Consider the following 17,148-nt stretch of genomic DNA (forward strand, 5'->3'; position numbering starts at 1 on the left):
TTATAGTGCCTGCACCGATGAATCCGTAAGGTATTTCAAGCCACTTACCCCATACCAAGGGAGGGGCATGAAACTCGAACGGAGAAGCCTCCCCGGCCTCGAAACGGACGGCACAAAAGCCAGGCCCTAACGACTTGGCCCTAACCTCGATATTTTGAGCGAAGTCGCCTAGCGGGACAGCCATACCATCTATGACCGGTAGTACCCTTCTTTGCGGCGAAGCAGCCAAGAATCATCCCTCCACGGCCAAGAAGAAAACACGACTGAACTTAACACATGACGGGCGCCTTGTCGTCACCCCCATCGTGACGCAGGCTATCAGAACTGGCCTTCATCAGAAGCCAAGCATAGTCTTAGGACGTCATTGATTTCGATCGGCTGTGACTGCTTGGTCCGCATTTCAGATGTCAGTCCAACTTGCCCTGTCCCCATCTCGCCACAATCAACTCCGGCACGCCGTCCACCACCCGTTCAGCCTCCTGCTTCAGATCCAGTCGCTTGCGCAGTTTGACCTGTTGCACCAGCAGGAAGATCGGGACGGTCGCCACGCCGCGCCCGGTCTTCGATCTGGACGCCACTGCCCGTCCTTTGGAATTCAACCGCCCTTCGGCTACCAGCAGGCTTGGCCCCCGGCGGCGGTAGATGAACCGCAGGCGCAGGCCGGTGCGGCGTTCCCATTCGCCGGGGGTGATCCGGCCGCCTCTCGTGCTTTTACCTGCGGCTGGGGTGGGGATGGCCAGCCAGAACCCGTCCTTGGAGCGGATCAGTGGCCCGGTGTCATGCGCGCTGATGATCACCGGCGCGTTGGACCAGACCAGCGCGGCCGCGTTCAGGCTGTCGCCGGATTTGGGGAAGCTGGCGAGGCGGATGCTGTTGCCCAGCCGCGTGCCGAGGCCAGCACCAGTGATCTGGCCGCGCCAGGCGGATTTCAGGGAGGTGCTAGCTTCGCGCATGACGGCGGACACTGCCTTCTCCCCGGCGGCGATTTCGGCCTGCATCAGCGCGACGAGGTCGGGATCGAACGCAATCTTCAGCTTCATGATGGGCGCAGGTCCAGCGCCCAGATCAGGCGTTCACGGTCGCGCACCGGTTCGCCCTGAATGGTGAAGCTGTCGGCCCCGATCACGATCAGATCGCCGGGGCGGGGATCGGGCAGGTCGGAGACGCGGACGTCCACCATCATGGTGTCACTGACAAACCGCCCAGCGCCGAATTCGGTGATGCGATCCGGGGCACGGCGGATGACGCGGATGGGGCGTTCCTCTGATTTGGTGGCGGAAATCCAGACAGCGGCCGCCGCCATGGAGGGGTTGGCATAGATGCGGTCCATGGCAGCGACGAAGACGTTCATGGCCGGTCAGTTCGAGGTGTGAATGCGGATCGCGATGCGCGGCCGCTTGTTCACTGGCAGGATCGAGGCTTCCGTCATCAGGTCGATCCAGCGGCCCTTTTCGTCGAGATGCTGGCGGGCATAGAGCGGCAGGCCGAGGGTGTTCGCCGCCTCCAGCAGGTTGGCCGGGCCGCCGTAGGTGGTGAAGGTGTCCATCGTGCCCAAAGGGAACGCGATGCCTTCGCTCGCGGGAACCAGCCGTTCGGTGGCCTTGGTCGAGAGAGTGACGGTGCCCGCGTATTCCTCGAACACGATGCCTGCGAAGGGGAAGTTGCGGCGGACATCCTGGCGCAGGGGCTGCGCGCCGGTGGCGGCGTAGAACTTGTACGCCTCCTCGGTCTTGGGATGCGCGATCAGCTTGTCGAAGAATTCCCGGCTGACGAGGGCATGCACGTCGGACATGCTTTCGCCGAGGAGGTTGTCTTCGATTGCCCGCAAAACCTCGCGAACCTTGCTTTGGACGAGGGTTCCTGCCGTGCCCAGCAGGAAATCGACCGAGATTTGCGCCAGCCCGAATTCGGTGAAGTAGTTGTAGAGGGTCGTCCCGGCCCCGTCCTTCACGATGCCGCGCAGCGCGTTCATCTCCATGTATTCGCGGGTCTGGGCGTGCTTGCGGCGCATCAGTTGCAGCTTGCGGTTCATCACCTCGACCAAGGGATCGGCCGCATCGAAGGCGCCCAGCGCGGGTTGGCCCTGAATGTCGCTAGGCAGGATGACATCGTCATGCGGGATCCACGGCAGCGCGAAGCTGCGCATCGAGCGCCCCTCGCGCGTTCCGACGGTAGCGGGACCGCCCAGCGGAACCGAGGGTAGCAGGTTCAGCACGCCCTCGTATTGCTCGATGATCACCGACCGTTGGGTGACGCCCTCGAAGCGGAAGAGGCCGATCTGGCCGAGGCGGGTGTAGAGGTTGGGCAGGATGTTGATGGCCTGCGTCATCTCGGCCAGCGAGTAGCCGCCAGCGTCAAAAGGATTGCGAACGATGGTCATGGGGTGCTCCGGGGGATGAAGGGGGATCAGACGCCGTCGCGGGCGATGATGCCGACGGCGGCAAGCTGGCCGATCTTGGCGGTGATCTTGGCCGCGTCGTTGACGGTGCCCTCATAGGCCAGGCCAGCGCGCGACACGATCGAGGGGCCCCGGGCGACGACGATACCGGTGGCGTCGGCCAACGTGGCATTGACCGGATAAAGCAGGACCGCGACGGCGACCTGCGCGCCATCGGCCCCGGTTGCGGCGGACAGGGTGTATTTGCCACTGGCGGTGATGCGGCCGAGGACGGCACCGGAGGGGTAGGAGGTACCGATCAGCAACGTGACCACCTCGCGGGTGTAGTTCGGGTTGACCTCATATTTGAGGACATCGCCCATGCTGGGCGGTTCCGTCAGGACGGGCATTGGTCAGTCTCCATGGTTTGGGGATGGGGCAGGTGAGGGATGCAGGCGCTGGTTCAGCGCTTGGCGTCGGTCGCGGCCTTCTTGGCGGCAGCGATGATCGGGCTGTCTTTGGTGGCAGCTGCGGCCGGGGCGGAGGCGATGATGCCAGCGGCATCGCTGCGGGCGGCAAGGTCGGCCAGCACGCGGGCACGCAAGGCTTCAGGCTTCAGCCCCTTGGTAACCGCATCGGCGGCGTCGATGATCACGCCGAGCCGGGCAGCCTGCGCGCAAACCTGCGCCACCTCGGCGGCTTCGGCGCGAATGGAGTCTGCGGTCATCGTGGCCGGATTCTTCGCAGTGGTGGCAGCATCCACAGGCGGGACTGCAGGGGCTGATGCGACAGGTGCAGGCGTTTCGATGGGAGTTTCAGGCGTGGTGGTCATCTGTGGACCCTTTCTGCTGGGGGAAGTGGTGCCGCGGGTTGCGGCGGCGAAGGCGTGGAAGGCAGTGACGGGATCTGCCAGATCGTCGGCCAGACCGGCGGCGATGGCGTCGGCGCCGCGGAACACGGCCGCTTCGGTGGCCAGTGCTGCTGTCTGTGTCAGGCGATCCTCACGACCGGCAGCGACAGTTTCCGCGAAGAGGAAGCGCACGACCTCCAGTTCGCGCTGCATCTGGTCGTGCACCGCTTCGGGCAGCGGCTGATAGGGGTTCGCGTCGATCTTGCGGGCACCGGCGTGGATCAGCGTGACCGCGATCCCCTTTTGGTCGAGGGCACCGCTCATATCGGTGTGCAGCGCCACGACGCCGATGCTGCCGACAGCACCGGTGCGCGGAAGGATGATGCGCTCGGCTTGGGAGGCGAGGACATAGCCAGCCGACAGAGCATGTTCTGCCACGAACGCTTGCACCGGTTTTTGCAATCGTGCCGCCCGAATGCGATCTGCCAGGTCGAACGCCCCGGCTACCTCGCCACCGAAGCTGTCGATGTCCAGTGCGATGCCACGCACACCGGGATCGGCCAAGGCCACCTGCAGCTGTGCGGCGATGCCCTCATAGGAGGTCAGGCCCGAGGACTGCCCGATCCAGGCTCCGCGATGCACCAGCGTCCCGGCAATCTCGATCACTGCGATGCCATCCACCAAGGTATAAGGTTGGCTGCCGTTCCGCTGGTGGCGCTGGGCCAGATCGTTCCCGAACAGCGATGCCCGGGCGGGCAAACTGGCGGCAGTCTGGTCATCGGCTTCCACCGCCAGCCCTTGGAAGCTGATCTCCTGCCCGGCAATGCGCGGACCTAATCCAGACAAGAATGCCAGCGCCTTGGCGGGGTCCACCATCAACGGCGTGTTGAAAGCGCGCTGGGCGATCTGAGCGTGGTGCATCATGCGCCTTCCTTTGTGTCGGGTTTCGCGGATTCGTCGCCCGCATCCTGTTCGTCGTTGTTGGCGCGCTGATCTTCGCCGTCACTGTCATCATCATTGCCGGTAACCGCGCCGGGCCCCTGCGCCGGGGATCCCGGCCGCCGGAAGTCAAGGCCCAGCGCCGCTTCCCGTTTGCGTTCGGCGGCGATTTCGCGGTCGACCTGCTCGGCGTCGTATCCCCGCTCGGCCAAGGCTTGCGTCCGAGACTTCAGGCCCGCCTCGATCTGCAGGATCTCTGCCGAGGCGTCCTTCATCGGGTCGATCCAGTCCCACTTGGTCGGGAGCCAGGCGCAGGCCTGATATTGCCGTCGCTGGCTGTCATAGCCGGGCAGGTCCAGCACGCCCGACAGCACGGCGGTGTCCATCCAGCGCACCCAGACGGCGCGGCAGAGCTGATAGACCAGCACGCCATGTTGCCAGGCCGAGATGCGGCGCCGGAATTCGATCAAACTGATCCGCGTGTTGGAGAAGTTCCCCTTCGCCGTGTCGCCGGTCAGATAGCCATAGGGCACGCCCAGCGCGGCCGCGATTTGCAGCAGGGTGCGATACTGGAACGGCTCGTAAGTGCCGCCCGAGTCTGGCGTCGCCGGAGTCGATACGTCCTCGCCGGGATCCAGCCGCACCACCTGTCCCGGTTCGACCTCAAGATCCTCCTCGGTTGGTTCCAGCGGGGTTTCCGGGGCGGGCGAGGTGATGAACATCGCGAACATCGCCGCGATCTTCTTCCGCTCCAGTTCGGCGTCGTCGTATAGGTCCAGCGTGAACAGCTTGACGATGGCGGCCGCGAACCGCGACACGCCGCGCAGCTGGCCAGCCTCTACGGGGTCGAGGACATGGATCACATCGCCAGCCGGAACGCGGACGGTTTCGCCCGCGAGGCCAGGATCGGTCAGATCGCCCGGATGGCGGCGCAGGAAATGATAGGCAACACGTCGGCCGATACCGTCAAACTCGATGCCCTGACGGATCCGACCGGCACCGGGCAAGGTGCGGTTAGTATCCAAGGGCAGCATTTCTGCGGGCAGCATCTGCAGTTGCAGAGGCACGGTCAGACCATCTTCTGCCCGGCGCGGCCGGATGCGGATGAACACCTCGCCAGACAGAAATACCTCACGCGCCGCCCGCCGCTGCAAGCCGTAGAAATCCGTCAGGCCCTCGGCATCGGCATCGTCGGTCCAGGCCAGCCAAAGCGCCTGCAGCTCTTCCTTCTTGGCGGCATCCGCGATGGTCGACGAAGGCTTGATGCCATCGCCGACGACATTGCTCGCGAAGCTCTCCACCGCGTTTGCGGCATAGCCGTTGTTGCGGACCAGCCAGCGCGCCCGGGCGGTGATCGTGTCGCCCGAGGCGGCGATCAGGGTGTTCACATGCGCGCGGCTGGCGCGGAAACCCCGAAGCCGCCGGTGGGCCTGAGCCGCGTCAAACCCGCCGATGATGCTGCCGATGCGCTGGCGGAAAGCCTCGAACGCCATGGATCACAAGCCCTTCGAGGCCACAGTGCCCCAGCGGCGGCGCCGGGGCGTTCCGGTCGTGGCGGTGGCGATCCGGGTTTCCAGATCGCTGATGGCGTTCGCGAGTTCCGCGTCCGAGCCATAGTTGATCGATTTGCCGTCATAGCTGACTGACCGGACGCCCGCGTAACGCGCCTCCTGAAGTGCTGCCAACAGGGCGCGCAGGGCACGAAATACCGGCGCTGATCGCTGGCATCAAACTCCCGTTCAATGCGGGACAATCCCCGGATCGTCGGAGTCGAGACCATGAACACCTTGCGCCGGTGCGAGAAGGTGGTGGTCCGCGCTTCCGCCAGCGTGACCGGATCACCTTCCTCGTCAGCAGAAGCTGGATAGGCGTCGACTTCGTCGAGAAAGATGTAGCGCGCAGGCATGGACCGCAGGCCGGTGGCGCTGTTGGCACCGGTCAGCACCAGGATGCCGCCGGGGAATTCCTTCGACAGCATCGAGTTGCCCGCGTCGCGGGACCGGGCCGGGTTCACCCGTTCGCGCAGGGCCGCGCTGTCCGCGATCAGCGGATCAAGACGACCGCGCGACGTGCGCTTCGCCAGTTCCAGGGATGGCAATACTGCCAGCATCGGCCCCGGCGCATGGTGGATCACGAAGCCGATCCAGTTGTTGCCCGCCTCTGTGGCCCCGACCTGTGCCGCCTTCATGAAGGTCACACGCTGCGCCGGGTGACGCGGCGACAGCGTATCCATGATCTCGCGCAGATAGGGCGCACGGGCCGTGCGGTAGCGCCCCGGTTCGGCCGCACCGCGGGAGGACAGCCAGCGATGTTCATCCGCCCATTCCGACACTGTCAGGTCCGGATCGGGACGCATCCCCTTGCGCCAGGAGCGCAGGATGTCCTCGGCCCCGTCAAAGCCGAGGTCGAGCCCGTCTGTCAGCTGGTCTGCGGTCAGATCATCGCTATCCGAGGGAAACTCGGAGATCGGCGAGGTCGTCGAGGTGCTGTCTGACATGGGCTTCCAACACCCTCTGCAGGATCGCGGCCTCGATGATCACCGGCGTTCCGGTTTGTTTCTCCACTCCCAAGGCCACTTCGGCCGCCATCAACGCCGCGACTCTGTTGGGCCAAGTGACCCAAGTATCGCGTTCCTGTCGGGCCAACCGGAACACCAGTGCTTCCGCCCGGGCCCGGTCGACCAGCGTGCCCTTCTTCTTCTGGATGCCAAGCTGCTTGTCCTGCGCCTGGTAGACTGTCAGCGCGGTGCGGGCCTTCAGATAGGACGAGCTGTCTGCGGGACCGCTGAACCCACTATCGCCGCCAGTGCTGCGTCGTTGCTGGTCCGGGTCGGTCATGTCGGCGCGGCGTACATCAGAAGCAGCCGCGTTGATCGACCCGTCGCTGTAAACCACCAGCCGACTGGCTTTTCGGGCCTTCTGGATCGCCCCGCGAGAGAGGCCGGAATGGGCGGAATACTCCCGCTCGGACATACCTTCCATGCTGTTGCCCGCCACGCCTAAAGCAATGAAATTGCTTGTTATTCAGTTGATTACACTTCGGACAAGAGCGATTCTGATAGCACCAGAACGATGCAACTCACCGAAGGACGACCACGCCATGACCACCCGCCGCGCGACCGACAATAGTGAGACCGGTTCCGCCACCGGTTCGAGGAACCGTTCGAACGCCCTCGATGCCTTCATGACCGCCAAGTTCCAGATCGACGCCATGCTGGAGCGCCTGAAGGCCCTGAGCGACGATCACTTCGAGACCCACCCCGACGGGATCAACTGGGGCCACGTCGGCACCCTGAACCACTATGCCAGCCTGTTGCGCCAGATCACCGACGCCGCGTTCAAGGAGGGCGATCATGCCGCTTGATCCCGCCCAGCGCCACCAGATCGAACAGGATGCCATCACCGCCGAATGGGAGGCAAAGCGACTGGCCGCCTGCGACGAGGCCATCGCGCTGCTGCGTGAGATCGCCGATGTGGACCGCGACGACGACGGGGACGTGATCATCGGCACGGATGCTGATGGCCACAACGACCTGATGGCGCGCATCACCGCCTTCCTTGCCACTAACGACCAATAGGGGAACGCCATGACCAAACTGACAGAAACCCAGACCATCATCCTCAGCGCTGGGGCCCAGCGCCCCGAAAACATCGCCCTACCGCTGCCCAAGGGGCTGGCCGGGGCGGCGGCGAAGATGGCCGTGACCAAGATGATCGAACACGGCTGGCTGCAGGAGGTCGACGCCAACCTGCGGCGCAACGAACCGCTCTGGCGCGAGACTGGCGATGGCCATGGCACGACGCTGGTGGTCACTGACGCCGGTCTGCTGGCCATCGGGATCGAGCCGGTGGCGGTCAAGGCGGTGGTTACAATCGGCAAGCATGCCACTGAGGCGCCCGCGCCCAAGGTGCCGGTGATCCGGGAGGGCACCAAGCAAGCCACGCTGATCGCCATGCTCCGGCGATCCGATGGGGCGACCATCGAGGAGATCATGGCCGCCACCGGTTGGCTCGGTCACACCGTGCGCGGCGCGATGGCCGGGGCGCTGAAGAAGAAACTTGGCCTCGAGGTTAGCTCGGAGAAGGATGAGGTGCGGGGAAGGGTATACCGGATCCCTGAAGTTCTGCCTTGAGGACGGTTGGCATCATGCGGTCCTCTGGATTTGAGACAATGAATGGATATCGAGCATTTTAATCGGTTGACGACACAGGGCCTGCCCGCAGCAGTATCGATCCAAATCATTGAAGGGAAGCTGGATGAAAAGCGTGAATTGGAACGCCTAAAGGAGGGGAAACTCGCGGCCGAGTGGTGCAGGTCGAAGGCCAACCGCCTGCTCCGTCCCTGTCCAGTTTGGGACTTCGACCCAGGAAACTTCCACCTCGCCGGTGACGGCTTGAAGGTCAGCGAATTCAATCACGCCGAGCACACGGTCCTCTTTACCACCACTAGCGAAATATGTGAAAATCTGCTTGGACGTGAATGGATCGAAGCCGATCCTTGGTTGCAGACCTACAGATCCAAGACGGCGGTGATCGCGTTTCGTTGGTGCCACGGCCTTCCTGTTACGCCTCCATTGATTGCCGTTCATGACGGGAAGTTGGTCGTGGCTGGTGGAAATCATCGTCTTAGGTATGCAAATTTCTGCAGAGCTGATCGAATTCCATTCTTGGTGGCTCGCGATCAAACGTCTCGGGTCAAGGCGATGTTGCGTTCCGCCTCATCAACTGAATAAGAGCAAAGACGCTTCTTTACCGGTCACCATCTCCCATCGCCGCACAGCAACGTCGCAATAGGCCGGGTCCAGTTCCATCGCATAGCAGCTCCGCCCAGCGCGTTCGGCGGCGACGATCTGGGTGCCGGAGCCGCAGAACGGTTCGTAGATCAGGTCGCCCGGATCGCTGAACGCGGTCAGCACCGCCTCGACCAGCGCCACGGGGAATACGGCTGGGTGCGATCCGGCCGCGCCGAGCCCGCCCTTGTGCCGCATGATGCGGAACACGGAGTCCGTAATGCGGTGGCTCTGGATCGCGTTGCCGGTGCCGGTCTTGGCGTGGACGGTGCCGTCGGCCCCGCGCAGCCCACCGCCGCCCAAAGTTTCGCCCGCGTGCTTGGACGGGACGGTCTTGTGGGGCTTGCGAGGGCTGCGGTTGAAGTGGAAAATGAACTCGTGCGACGGGGCCAGGCGGCCGTTCCAATCGCCCGGCAAGCCCGGCCCCTGGTCCCAGACATACCAGCCAAACCGTCGCCACCCAGAGGCGCGCATCCATTCCACCCATCCTTCCCAATAGGGTTGCCATTCGCTGTCGCGATGCACGAGGCCGAGGTTGATCAAGAGCTGCGCGTCCGCTGTGACCGGCGCTGCGGTGAACACGCCTTTCATCAGCGCATCCCAATCGCCGACCTTTTCTTTGGCCGCGCCATAGTCGCGCTGCTGGGCGTAGGGCGGCGAGGTGAACATCAGCGTCGCCTGATCGCCCTGCATCAGCCTGGCGACAGCGGCCGGATCGGTGGCGTCGCCGCAGCAAAGCCGGTGCTTGCCCAGCGCCCAGATGTCGCCCGGCTTGGTGATGGGTTCGGCAGGTGGGGCGGGGATGACATCGGCCGCATCGTCGTCGATCAACGCCCTGTCGTCGTCGCCCGCGTGCAGCAGGGCGTCCAGTTCATCCTCCGGAATCCCAATCAGCCCGAGGTCGAAATCCTCGGCCAGCAGCGCCTGCAGTTCCTGCAGCAGAAGGGCCTCGTCCCAGCCGCCCAGCTCGGTCAGTTTATTGTCCGCGATGCGATAGGCCCGACGCTGCGCCTCGGTCAAATGGCCCAGCACGATCACCGGGGCTTCGGACAGCCCGAGGTGCGCGGCGGCGAGGATGCGACCATGGCCAGCGATCAATTCCCCGTCGGCCGCCACCAACACCGGCACCGTCCAGCCGAACTCGGCCATGCTGGCGGCGATCTTGGACACCTGATCGGCGTCGTGGGTCTTGGCGTTGCGGGCGTAAGGTTTCAGCCGCGCGAGCGGCCAATGCTCGATGCGGCCCGGCAGCAGGGGCGCGTTCATGCCGTCAGCCTCTTGGCCTTCAGCTCGGCGAAGGTTTCTCCGGTGTCGGCCAGAACGGCATTTGCACCGGTGAAGGACTGCCAGCGCTCGATGGCTACATCGACATAGGCCGGGTTCAACTCGATCCCGAAGCAGACACGGCCCGTGGCTTCTGCTGCGATCAGCGTGGTACCGGATCCCATGAAGGGTTCAAACACCGCCTGCCCGGGGTTGGAATTGTTCAGGATCGGGCGGCGCATGCATTCGACAGGTTTTTGCGTGCCGTGGACGGTGGCGGCGTCTTGGTCTTTGCCGGAAATTTGCCAGAGCGTGGTCTGCTTCCGGTCGCCAGCCCAATGACCCTTGCCGGTCTTCTTGACCGCATACCAACAGGGTTCATGCTGCCAGTGGTAATCGCCGCGGCTCAGCACCAACCGATCCTTGGCCCAGATGATCTGCGACCGCACAGCGAAACCCGCCGCAACCAGACTTTCGGCAACGGTCGAGGAGTGCAGCGCGCCGTGCCAGACATAAGCCACGTCGCCAGGGAATAGCGCCCAGACCTCGCGCCAGTCGGCCCGGTCATCATTCAGCACCTTGCCGGTGCGTTTGGTGTTGGCCGCGCCCGCCTGGTTGCGCCAGGAGGGATCGTATTCCACGCCATAGGGTGGATCAGTGATCATCAGCAGTGGGCGAACATCGCCTAGCAGGCGCGCGACCACATCAGCGGAGGTGCTGTCACCGCAGATCAGCCGGTGCGACCCCAGCTGCCAAAGGTCACCCGCCACCGACGTCGGCGTGACCGGCGGTTCGGGGATGTCGTCCTCACCCTCGATTGCACCGCCTTCTGCCTGATCCGGTTCGCGCAGCAGGGCGTCCAGATCTTCGTCGGTGATCCCGAGAAGCGACAGGTCAAAATCCTCGGCCAATAGCCCCGCGATCTCGTCGCGCAGCATCGCCTCGTCCCATTCGCCCAGCTCGGTCAGCTTGTTGTCCGCGATCCGGTAAGCCCGGCGCTCGGCTTCGTCGAGGTGGCCGAGCCGGATCACCGGTACGTCGGTCAGCCCCAACATGATCGCGGCCAACACCCGGCCATGCCCGGCGATCAGTTCACCATCGTCGGCCACAAGGCACGGCACGGTCCAGCCGAACTTGGCCATGCTGGCGGCGATCTTGGCGACCTGGTCCGTGCCGTGGATCTTGGCATTGCGCGCATAGGGGCGCAGCCTGTCGATCGGCCAGGTTTCAATCTGGCTCGGCGCAAAGACCAGGTCCATCGGGTGGCTTTCATGTGGGGTAGAGCGGACATGCCGATGCGCGCTGGGCGATGCCAGCGTCAGGATCAGGATCCGCGATGTGGGAAAATCAAAAACGCCCGCGAGGGGGTTCCTCCGGGCGCAATTCTTCGATGATCAATGGGTAGGTCAAGGGGGGCAGCTTTGTCAAATGAAAAATGCACGCAGATTCAATAGCTTCCCTGCAAGTAGCTTCCGCTGGCTGGCGTCCGGCAAGGTGGCTTCCGCAAACTGGCTTCCCTGGATTCCGCAAAGAATCCAGCGCGCCAAGATCGTGATTCCGCAAGCCCTTGATAATGAGTCGCTTTTCCCGAGGTCACCGGGCAGGTGGCTTCCGCCTGGATTCCCCGGTGAAACTGCCTGTCGCTAGCGAAATGCCGCGCTGCGCCCCCCCGTATATGATCAGCGCGGGGGAGGAACCATGGCAGGGGGTACTCTCGGCCCAGAGCGGGCCTCCAAGCACAGGATGACGAACGACTGGTCTCGACCGAAGCGTTCACTACGACTAATGTCGACCGGCGATAGACACACTGGAGCGTCATTCCGCCATTATATATTGTCAGGCGAAATCTCGATGAACCTTAGCGCCACATTGTACTGCATTGCACGCAAGTCACTGGCTTCGTCTCGCAATGAAATCTTGCTAAAGAAGGGAATGTTAAAGTCGCCATTCCTTCTAGGAGCGTCTGCGATCCAGAACTCGACTGTCCAACCCTCACCTGGATTACCCATCTGCTTCTCCAGTAGATTGGCCTCAAAGTCGTGTCCAGCTTCGCGCACTAGCTCAATGAGCCGATGCCAGGTCGCTGGAACCTTGCGAAATTGTTGCCCGGAGTTTGATCCTTGCTTGAAGAAGTGGCTGAGAATATTTGAGCGGCGGGAGTTTTTCTTAACGTGGATGAAGCGCCTATTCGCGACATCCAGTAGATCACAAGGCTCAAAGCCCGACCTAACCACATTGGGAATTACTATCTCGGACTTATCTAGAAGCACCAATCCTAGGTCTTGGGCAATGCGCGCATTGTAGTCAGCCTCTGTTTCAATGCGACCATTCCTATCTGCATCGTATATCTTTCTGATTGGATTCGGCTTTGGAATGTCCCATCTCCTGACGAGATCCGCAAAGCCATTCTCAATTGATATCCGAAATGTATCGTCTACTCTATACCATCGACCATCGTTGATCGCGTATCTTTCACCGTTTCTGGAAACGGATCCCAGCAAAGCTTTCTTCAGCGGCCAAATCATAGGGGGGCGGTCATCATCAAATTCTGTGATAATCTTATGGTCTACAAGAGTTCGAGCCGTGATATCATTAATACTATCACCCATCGCCTCTACATAATGCCTGAGAAGTAGGTCGGGGTAGGACCGTCGCAGGCCTGGCCCCGAAAACCTGAAACTTACTCCCTCGGCCTCAGAGTTCGCTGGGAGACCAAGCTCAAACCGGTCTTCGTCTGCCATTATGCTTGCAACTGCTATATCGAAAAGCTCATTCTTCAGAGGTCCGTCTGTTACAGGTCTAACAGAGTCAATAATACGAAATGCCGTGTTTTGATATGCTGTGGAGAAAAATAAGCTTACAATATCTCCGGACATCGCAACCACGTCATCAATAGTGAAGTCACCGGTAATCTTGAGAGAGCGGGCCCCTGTAACGGTATCCAGCCCACTATCATCTTGAGCTGCGCCGCTCAGTTTCTTTACCAGGTCCAGCGCATCATCCATTCCAAACGAATTGAAATCTCTTTGAAATGGAGATTGTGAAACTCCCTGAAGAGCATCGCCGAGATTGGAGCGCTCCAAGCGCTTCAATTTCTCTGGATCAAGAGAATTGATCGCGACTAGTAGCCCAAAATCCGACTCGAACATGCTTTCATTCAGCAGCATCCATCCGTGCGAGTAAGAAATGACGAGCACACATTGCCCTACGTGGACAAACAATAATGCTGCAACGGATCGTCGGGTTACGAGTTGGAGTTCGGGTATTCTTTGCGCCAAGCGCCTCATCCAAGGAGGCGGCACAGAACTACCACGGAAGACATGCAGAACCGCGAGCTCTCCGAGATCGTCGACAACAACCACTTGGTGGCCATCAGTTCCAATATGAAGCCTGGCATTCTCGGTCAGGTACGCCTCGAAATCTGTGCGTGCCTCCTTTGCCAGAAAGATCGTATATGAGTACCGTGGCATGTTTCGCCCAGTGGAAAACTATCAGTTATACCCTGCCCTCTTTCACGCAACCTGTCTACTGAACTAGCCCATGTAGCTATTTGGAAAGATAGCTTCCTCGCTCCCGGCAAAGCCATGCAAGCGCCGCATCCTATACAAAACGGACGTTTGCTTCGGCTGTAGCGGACAACTTCCCTGACTCAGGGGGGCCGCCCGGTGCCACCAATTTCTTCATGGTCATGATCAACCTGCGATCTCTGACAACATGGCCTCCGCTTGCGCCAACACCCCCCTGACTGCGGCTTCCTCTAGATCCGGCGGATACCCGTACTTCCGCAAGATTCGCTTCACGAGAACTCGCAGTCGCGCGCGGGCGCTGTCACGATGTGCCCAGTCGACGCTGACATTGGCCTTGAGCCCCTTGAGCAGCTCGTGTGCGATGATCTTCAGCCGGTCGTTGCCGAGAACATCGACGGCGCTCTGGTTATCGGCCAGTGCGTCGTAGAAGGCGATTTCCTCGGGCGTCAGCCCGGTCTCTTCGCCCCGGTTCCTGGCCTCGCGGACCTCCTTGGCCAGCGCGATCAGTTCCTGCAGCACCTCGACCGTGCTGATGGCGTTGGTGTGATAGCGCGAAATCGCCTCTTCCAGCCGTTCCGAGAATTTCCGGGTTTCAATGACGTTCGAGCGGCTGCGCGATCTGATCTCGTCATTTAGCAGCTTTTTCAGCGCCTCAAGGGCGAGGTTTTTCTTCTCCATCTGCCCGACCTCGGCCAGGAACTCGTCCGACAGGATCGAAATATCCGGCGACGATAGCCCGGCCGCCGACACGATATCGACGATTTCGGTTGAAGCAACAGCGCCATTCACGATCTGGCGGATTGCGAGGTCGCGGTCGGCAGCCGACCGGCCCGATGTGTCAGCCGCCTTGACCATCGCGGCGCGCACGGTCTGGAAGAACCCGACCTCATCCCGAACCTCGCGGGCAGCGTCGCTGGCCGAACAGAGCGCAAAGGCCTTGGACAAACCGAGCACGGCATCCTGATACCGCCGGTGTGCGGCCTTCTTGGCTTCCTTGTCTGTTTCCCGCTGCGCCGCCTCGTCTTGCTTTGCCAGTATCCAGTCGAGCGCCTCGGCCAGCGTGACAAGGCGCTGCTGCGGGGTGCCGGTCAGCCCTTTGGAATAATCGAACCCGTGATACATGGCACGCACGACATCGAGGCGTTCCAGAAGGGCCGCGACGGCCTCGGGCTCGTCGATCCCTGCTTGTTCCTGGTCCGACTTGGAATACTGACCCAGCGCGGATTTCAGGTTCTGGGCGATGCCGATGTAATCGACGATCAGACCGGCCGGCTTGTCGCGGAACACCCGGTTCACCCGCGCGATGGCCTGCATCAAGCCGTGGCCGCGCATCGGCTTGTCGATATACATCGTGTGCATCGAGGGCGCATCGAATCCGGTCAGCCACATGTCGCGCACGATCACCAGTTTCAGCGGATCGCCTGGATCCTTGGCCCGTTTGGCCAGCAGATCACGCCGGGCCTTGCCGCCGATATGGGGCTGCCACTCTGCCGGGTCCGCGGCCGAACCGGTCATCACGATCTTGACCGCCCCAGCGGCATCATCATCTGAATGCCAGTCCGGGCGCAGCGCCACGATCTGGTTATAGAGGTCGACGCAGATGCGCCGGCTCATGCAGACCACCATGGCCTTGCCATCCATCGCCTCAACGCGTGCCTCGAAATGCGCGACGAGATCCGCGGCCACCATCGCCAGTCGCTTTTCCGATCCGACCAAGGCCTCGACCGTGGACCATTTGCGCTTCAGCCGCTCCTGTTCGCTGACGACCTCATTTTCGGTCAGTTCCTCGATTTCGGCGTCGACCTTCGGCTTTTCGGTATCGGGCAGTTCAATCCGCGCCAGACGGGATTCGTAATAGATCGGCACCGTCGCCCCGTCTTCGACCGCGCGGCTGATGTCATAGACGTCGATGTAATGGCCAAAGACGGCGGGTGTGTTCACATCGTCCTGCTCGATCGGGGTGCCGGTGAAACCGATGAAGGAGGCATTGCGCAGCGCATCGCGCAGATGCTTGGCGAAGCCATAGGCGATTTCGCCGGTCTTCTCGATCCGCGCCTTGAATCCGTATTGGCTGCGATGCGCCTCATCAGCGATCACCACCACATTGCGGCGGTCCGTCAGCAGGGGATATGCCGCGCCCTTCTCGGGGGCAAATTTCTGGATGGTAGTGAACACTACGCCGCCCGAGGCGCGGGACAACGCCTTCTGCAGGTCTTCGCGGCTCTCCGCCTGCACCGGGGTCTGGCGGATCAGGTCGCGGCACATCGCGAACGTGCCGAAGAGCTGGTCGTCCAGGTCGTTGCGGTCGGTGATCACGACGATGGTCGGGTTTTCCATCGCCGGGTCGCGCACCAATTGCCCGGCATAAAACGCCATCAGCAGGCTCTTGCCCGATCCCTGGGTATGCCAGATCACCCCGGCCTTGCGGTCGCCACCCGAGCGGCTGGCGTCAATGGTGCTGGCCACCGCGCGGCGGACGGCGTGGAACTGGTGATAGCCGGCGATGATCTTGACGATGCCGCTGCCGGTATCGCCAAAGACAGTAAACTCGCGCATCAGCGACAGCAGCCGGGACCGCTCGAACACGCCTTCGATCAGCACCGACATCTCGGGCGCGCCCTTGGGGGCGACATCGGCGCCATCGGTGGTGCGCCAGGGCATGAAACGTTCCAGATCGGCGGTCAGCGAGCCGACGCGGGCCTGCAATCCGTCCGTGGTGATCAGCACTGCATTGGTGCGAAAGAGCGAGGGGATCTGCGCCTTGTAGGTCTGCAACTGGTTGAAGGCCGCGCCAAGGGTGGCGGCCTCGGCGCCGGGTTTCTTCACCTCGATCACCGCGACAGGCAACCCGTTCAGAAATGCCACCACATCGGGGCGGCGGTTATTCCCGTTCTCGATCACGGTGAACTGTGCAATGGCTAGCCAGTCGTTCAACGCGTCCGCGGCATCCACCAGCCGCACGGTATCGCCGCGGATCGAGCCATCCTCGGCCCGGTATTCCACCGGCACGCCCTCGACCATGAAGCGATGCAGCCGGCGGTTTTCCTCGATCAGCGAGGGGCGTTCGCTGGCCACGACCCGGCGCAGGGCATCCTCGCGGGCGTCCTCGGGGATCTGCGGGTTCAGGCGCTCAATGGCCGTGCGCAACCGGCCGGACAGGATCGTGTCGGAATAGGCGTCACGCTCTGGGTTGCTGCCGTCCGGGCCAGATATGGCGTCGTTGATGCAAGCATAGCCCAGCGCCCCAAGCTGATCGAGGAGGACGGCTTCAACTTCGGCTTCGGTCAGCATCGACTGGCAACCTCCGGCTTGGGCGGTCTGGTGGGCTTGTCGATCACTTTTGTACCGCAAGACAGTTTGTGGGTCAGTTTGTCCGTTATTTCGACCCGCAAACCAGTTTGAC

General features: G+C 62.3%; 16 protein-coding genes and 1 pseudogene. 4 read left to right on the forward strand and 13 right to left on the reverse strand.

Annotated elements, in window-relative coordinates:
• Positions 1-407: 407 nt before the first annotated feature.
• The 9 genes and pseudogenes from JWJ88_RS14845 to JWJ88_RS14880 form a co-directional block, all read right to left on the reverse strand.
• Complete coding sequence (locus JWJ88_RS14845; RefSeq protein WP_205296548.1) at positions 408-1,040, reverse strand: DUF6441 family protein; 633 nt, start codon at positions 1,038-1,040, stop codon at positions 408-410.
• Positions 1,037-1,351 (reverse strand): head-tail joining protein, encoded by a 315-nt coding sequence (locus JWJ88_RS14850; protein WP_205296549.1) that lies wholly within the window; start codon positions 1,349-1,351, stop codon positions 1,037-1,039. Before JWJ88_RS14850 ends, JWJ88_RS14845 begins: the two co-directional genes overlap by 4 nt.
• Positions 1,352-1,357: 6 nt before the next feature.
• Positions 1,358-2,380, reverse strand: coding sequence for a major capsid protein (locus JWJ88_RS14855; protein ID WP_205296550.1), 1,023 nt, complete (start codon positions 2,378-2,380; stop codon positions 1,358-1,360).
• 26 nt (positions 2,381-2,406) lie between these two features.
• Complete coding sequence (locus tag JWJ88_RS14860; RefSeq protein WP_074555924.1) at positions 2,407-2,787, reverse strand: head decoration protein; 381 nt, start codon at positions 2,785-2,787, stop codon at positions 2,407-2,409.
• Between the two features lie 53 nt (positions 2,788-2,840).
• On the reverse strand, positions 2,841-4,148 hold the full coding sequence (locus JWJ88_RS14865) for a S49 family peptidase (RefSeq protein WP_205296865.1): 1,308 nt from the start codon (positions 4,146-4,148) through the stop codon (positions 2,841-2,843).
• The gene (locus JWJ88_RS14870; RefSeq protein WP_205296551.1) at positions 4,148-5,659 is read right to left on the reverse strand and encodes a phage portal protein; all 1,512 of its coding nucleotides are present in this window, start codon (positions 5,657-5,659) and stop codon (positions 4,148-4,150) included. Before JWJ88_RS14870 ends, JWJ88_RS14865 begins: the two co-directional genes overlap by 1 nt.
• Before the next feature lie 3 nt (positions 5,660-5,662).
• Positions 5,663-5,863, reverse strand: coding sequence for a phage head-tail joining protein (locus JWJ88_RS21820; protein ID WP_240200369.1), 201 nt, complete (start codon positions 5,861-5,863; stop codon positions 5,663-5,665).
• A pseudogene (locus tag JWJ88_RS14875) lies at positions 5,833-6,663 on the reverse strand (phage terminase large subunit family protein); the annotation flags it as partial. The gene JWJ88_RS21820 and the pseudogene JWJ88_RS14875, both read right to left, overlap by 31 nt.
• A complete protein-coding gene (locus tag JWJ88_RS14880) occupies positions 6,611-7,147 on the reverse strand; it encodes a hypothetical protein (RefSeq protein ID WP_205296866.1) in 537 nt (178 codons plus the stop codon). The pseudogene JWJ88_RS14875 and the gene JWJ88_RS14880, both read right to left, overlap by 53 nt.
• Positions 7,148-7,265: 118 nt before the next feature.
• On the opposite strand from JWJ88_RS14880, the gene JWJ88_RS14885 reads away from it, so the two are divergent.
• Genes JWJ88_RS14885 through JWJ88_RS14900 form a run of 4 tightly spaced genes read left to right on the forward strand, consistent with a single transcriptional unit; the run spans position 7,266 to position 8,898 of the window.
• Entirely contained in the window at positions 7,266-7,529 is a 264-nt protein-coding gene (locus JWJ88_RS14885) for a hypothetical protein (RefSeq protein ID WP_205296552.1), read from the forward strand.
• Complete coding sequence (locus JWJ88_RS14890) at positions 7,519-7,743, forward strand: hypothetical protein (protein WP_205296553.1); 225 nt, start codon at positions 7,519-7,521, stop codon at positions 7,741-7,743. Before JWJ88_RS14885 ends, JWJ88_RS14890 begins: the two co-directional genes overlap by 11 nt.
• 9 nt (positions 7,744-7,752) lie before the next feature.
• A complete protein-coding gene (locus tag JWJ88_RS14895; protein WP_205296554.1) occupies positions 7,753-8,298 on the forward strand; it encodes a DUF3489 domain-containing protein in 546 nt (181 codons plus the stop codon).
• A 42-nt stretch (positions 8,299-8,340) separates the two neighbouring features.
• Complete coding sequence (locus tag JWJ88_RS14900) at positions 8,341-8,898, forward strand: hypothetical protein (protein ID WP_205296555.1); 558 nt, start codon at positions 8,341-8,343, stop codon at positions 8,896-8,898.
• Here the strand turns inward: JWJ88_RS14900 and JWJ88_RS14905 are convergent.
• The 4 genes from JWJ88_RS14905 to JWJ88_RS14920 all read right to left on the reverse strand — a co-directional run bounded on the left by JWJ88_RS14905 (position 8,887) and on the right by JWJ88_RS14920 (position 17,036).
• Positions 8,887-10,221, reverse strand: coding sequence for a site-specific DNA-methyltransferase (locus JWJ88_RS14905; RefSeq protein ID WP_205296556.1), 1,335 nt, complete (start codon positions 10,219-10,221; stop codon positions 8,887-8,889). The genes JWJ88_RS14900 and JWJ88_RS14905 overlap by 12 nt on opposite strands.
• Positions 10,218-11,477, reverse strand: a complete 1,260-nt coding sequence (locus tag JWJ88_RS14910; protein ID WP_205296557.1) for a site-specific DNA-methyltransferase — start codon at positions 11,475-11,477, stop codon at positions 10,218-10,220. The genes JWJ88_RS14905 and JWJ88_RS14910 overlap by 4 nt, the downstream gene beginning before the upstream one ends.
• 567 nt (positions 11,478-12,044) lie before the next feature.
• Positions 12,045-13,688, reverse strand: a complete 1,644-nt coding sequence (locus JWJ88_RS14915) for a TIGR04141 family sporadically distributed protein (protein WP_205296558.1) — start codon at positions 13,686-13,688, stop codon at positions 12,045-12,047.
• A 222-nt stretch (positions 13,689-13,910) separates the two neighbouring features.
• On the reverse strand, positions 13,911-17,036 hold the full coding sequence (locus tag JWJ88_RS14920) for a type I restriction endonuclease subunit R (RefSeq protein WP_205296559.1): 3,126 nt from the start codon (positions 17,034-17,036) through the stop codon (positions 13,911-13,913).
• Positions 17,037-17,148: the final 112 nt, after the last annotated feature.

This window comes from Paracoccus methylovorus, from assembly GCF_016919705.1.
Taxonomy (GTDB): Bacteria; Pseudomonadota; Alphaproteobacteria; order Rhodobacterales; family Rhodobacteraceae; genus Paracoccus; species Paracoccus methylovorus.

Coding starts and splice junctions, on each gene's coding strand:
- JWJ88_RS14910 (WP_205296557.1), bottom strand. CDS start 11,477: ATGGACCTGGTCTTTGCGCCGAGCCAGATTGAAACCTGGCCGATCGAC.
- JWJ88_RS14855 (WP_205296550.1), bottom strand. CDS start 2,380: ATGACCATCGTTCGCAATCCTTTTGACGCTGGCGGCTACTCGCTGGCC.
- JWJ88_RS14900 (WP_205296555.1), top strand. CDS start 8,341: ATGGATATCGAGCATTTTAATCGGTTGACGACACAGGGCCTGCCCGCA.
- JWJ88_RS14870 (WP_205296551.1), bottom strand. CDS start 5,659: ATGGCGTTCGAGGCTTTCCGCCAGCGCATCGGCAGCATCATCGGCGGG.
- JWJ88_RS14860 (WP_074555924.1), bottom strand. CDS start 2,787: ATGCCCGTCCTGACGGAACCGCCCAGCATGGGCGATGTCCTCAAATAT.
- JWJ88_RS14915 (WP_205296558.1), bottom strand. CDS start 13,688: ATGCCACGGTACTCATATACGATCTTTCTGGCAAAGGAGGCACGCACA.
- JWJ88_RS14885 (WP_205296552.1), top strand. CDS start 7,266: ATGACCACCCGCCGCGCGACCGACAATAGTGAGACCGGTTCCGCCACC.
- JWJ88_RS14890 (WP_205296553.1), top strand. CDS start 7,519: ATGCCGCTTGATCCCGCCCAGCGCCACCAGATCGAACAGGATGCCATC.
- JWJ88_RS14845 (WP_205296548.1), bottom strand. CDS start 1,040: ATGAAGCTGAAGATTGCGTTCGATCCCGACCTCGTCGCGCTGATGCAG.
- JWJ88_RS14920 (WP_205296559.1), bottom strand. CDS start 17,036: ATGCTGACCGAAGCCGAAGTTGAAGCCGTCCTCCTCGATCAGCTTGGG.
- JWJ88_RS14895 (WP_205296554.1), top strand. CDS start 7,753: ATGACCAAACTGACAGAAACCCAGACCATCATCCTCAGCGCTGGGGCC.
- JWJ88_RS14850 (WP_205296549.1), bottom strand. CDS start 1,351: ATGAACGTCTTCGTCGCTGCCATGGACCGCATCTATGCCAACCCCTCC.
- JWJ88_RS14880 (WP_205296866.1), bottom strand. CDS start 7,147: ATGGAAGGTATGTCCGAGCGGGAGTATTCCGCCCATTCCGGCCTCTCT.
- JWJ88_RS14865 (WP_205296865.1), bottom strand. CDS start 4,148: ATGCACCACGCTCAGATCGCCCAGCGCGCTTTCAACACGCCGTTGATG.
- JWJ88_RS14905 (WP_205296556.1), bottom strand. CDS start 10,221: ATGAACGCGCCCCTGCTGCCGGGCCGCATCGAGCATTGGCCGCTCGCG.